Source organism: Methylobacterium sp. A52T, from assembly GCF_053346095.1.
The window spans coordinates 1-2585 of sequence record NZ_JBKFBI010000274.1 but is presented as its reverse complement, the minus strand read 5'-3'; the positions used below and the strand labels follow the sequence as shown (position 1 = coordinate 2585).

The 2585-nt window shown below is 76.9% G+C and carries 2 protein-coding genes; one reads left to right on the top strand and one right to left on the bottom strand.

Translation table 11 applies throughout. The annotated features are described in order from the left end of the window. The coding region (locus ACLBYE_RS30250; RefSeq protein ID WP_447696992.1) for a DUF4272 domain-containing protein at window positions 1-917 on the bottom strand (917 nt) is incomplete at its 3' end. Between the two features lie 466 nt (window positions 918-1383). Between ACLBYE_RS30250 and ACLBYE_RS30245 the strand changes: the two genes are divergently transcribed. Then, on the top strand, window positions 1384-2585 hold a 1202-nt coding region (locus ACLBYE_RS30245), incomplete at its 3' end, for a M48 family metallopeptidase (RefSeq protein ID WP_447696993.1).

Here is a 2585-nt window from a genome sequence, read left to right as displayed (position 1 = left end):
GCGCTCGCGCCGGGCGGCCGCAGCCGCGCGGCGTCGGCCGCGCCCGCGTCCCGGGCGAGCGGCGCGACCGCCCGCCAGAGCGCGTCGACGTCGACCGTGGCGTCGCGGTCGGCGATCCGGGCCGCGCGCACGCCGAGCGCCCACAGCAGGGTGTTCGCGGCCTCGTAGCGCCAGGACGCCGCCGCGGCGTCCTTCGGGTCCGCCGCCTCGATCTGGGCGCGCTCGGCCGGCGACAGGGCCGCGAAGCCGGTCGGATTCAGCGCCCTCTGTCCCGGCTCGCGCAGCGTCGTGCCGGCGCCGAAGGCCTGTCCCCAGGCCGCGACGTAGAGCAGGGCCAGGGCCCGCCGGAGCACCTCCGCCGGCGGCCGCAGCGCGAGTTCCGCCTCGCCGAGCGCGGGGGGCATGCCGGCCGGCGGCTTCGGGTCCAGATCCTCCAGGTGCTCCAGGGTCCGGGCGCGGCGCGCGACGGCGTCGGGCGGGTAGGGCAGACGCGCGGCCGGATCCGTCTCGCCCGCGGCCGACAGGAGGAGCGCCATGTCGGGCGCGCGCACGGAGCCGTCGGGCAGGAAGAGGACGGCGTTCGCCGCGAGCGCCCAGGCCTCCACGCGCGGCAGGTCGGACGCGGCGACCGCGAAGCTGACGTGGTTGCGGACGCGCTGCAGGTGGCGCCAGAGATGGTAGCGGAGGGCGGTCATCTGCCCGTCGCCCCGTCCCATGACGTAGCCGATGAACCCGTCGAGATGCGGCTGCAATTCGGGGTCGGACAGGTCCCGCCGGCCGTTCAGCGCGTGGTCGAAGGGGAGCGCGGGCAGGTCGCGCACGGTGGCGTAGGCGTTGACGAGAAGCGGTTCGTCCGGCGCCGCCTCCGCCGCCGGTGCCGCATCGGCGCGTCCGAACAACCGCTTCAGCAGATTCATGGTCTCTCCCTCCCGGTCTTCCCGCGGAGCGGCGCCCTCGAGGCTGGCATCCGCACCGGGCCCGGTCGCGCCGGGCGCGCGAGCGCGGAAGCGGGCGCGCCCAGAGTGGGGCGGGCGCACCGGCCGGGCAAGGCGCGCCGCGCCCGGAGCCCTCGGAGGCCGAACCGCAGCATTCGGTTGACGTGGCCGTTCGGCCGGTTAGAAAACCGGCCGTCGAATCGGTTATCGATCCGGCTGCGCCCAATCTTTGTCGCTCGGAAGCTGTAGCTCGATAGCATCTATAGCCTCCTGGACCTGGACTGATCGCTGCGCCGGCTCGATACCGGGACGCCGACCCGACCGCAATCCTGCCGTGCCCGCCCTGCCGCACCCGCGTCTCGCCATCCAGGAGCCGACCATCGCCGAAGCAGCGCCCCCGCGCGACCGCTCGCGTCCGCGCGCCCTCGCCGGCCTCCTGGCAGCGACCGTGCTGCTGCCGCTCGCGATCCTGCTGATCGGGCTCTGGCAGGGCCAGCGCGGCCTCGACGACTGGCGGGCGTTCGCGGCCGAGCGCGACCGCCTCGGCGCGGTCGTGGCGGATCTGGAGGCGCGGGCTCCGCGGGACGGGCGCCCCGATTTCAGCCTGCAGTTCCGGCACGACGGCCGCCTCTACGGCGGCCCCTACGCCGCGGTGAAGGCCCGCGAGATCCGCGACCACGCGGGGACCCTCGCCGCCGTGATGGACTGGCGGCAGAGGCTGCCGGCGGTCGCGGTCGCGGGCGGCGGCCTCGCGGCGGCGCTCTCCGTGCTCGTTCTGCTCGTCGGCGGCCTGCTCGGGCGGCTGGGACGCGGGTCGCGCGACGCCCTGGTCCGCGGCTTCTCGCTGGTGCGGCGGCTGCTTCCGCCCGCCCTCGCCGTCCAGATCGTGGCGGCGCCCGCCGGCCTCGTGGCGGTGGTCCTGTTCGAGGCCGGGCTGCTCGTCGACGGCGGCCTCGGCGGCGGCGGCGTGAAGCTCCTGGCGATCGCGGCCGGCGCGGTCGGCGCCACGATCCTCGCCGCGTGCGGCGCCCTGATCGGCCTGCGCCGGGCCCTCGTCGCCTTCGCGCCCGACCCGCTGCCGATCCTCGGGCGGCGGATCGCGCCGGCCGAGGCGCCGGGTCTCTGGCGCCTCGTCGAGGCGCTCGCCGACCGGATGGGCGCGCTCAAGCCCGAGACCCTGGTCGTCGGCCTCACCGAGGGCTTCTTCGTCAGCGCCGGCCCGGCCGTGCTCGAGCCCGGCGGCGCGCGGCTCGACGGCCGGATCCTCCACGTGCCCCTGCCCTATCTCGCCCTGCTGCGCGTCGACGAGACGGCGGCGATCCTCGGGCACGAACTCGCCCACTACGCCGGCGGCGACACCGCCTACAGCCAGCGCTTCCTGCCGATCTACGCGGGCGTCGGGCGCTCCCTCGACGCGATGGCCGAGCGCGAGCGCGGCGCGCTCGGCGTGCTCGGGCCGTCGATCCGCCTCGGCCTGTTCGTGATGGAGCAGTTCCACCTCGCCGTGCGCCACTGGAGCCGGGGGCGCGAGTTCCCCGCCGACGCGGCCGGCGCCGCCGTGACCTCCCCCGACGCCTCGGCCCGGGCGCTCCTGCGCTACGGCGCCGCGCGCCCGCGCGTCGTCGAGACCCTGGACGGGGCGGCCGACGC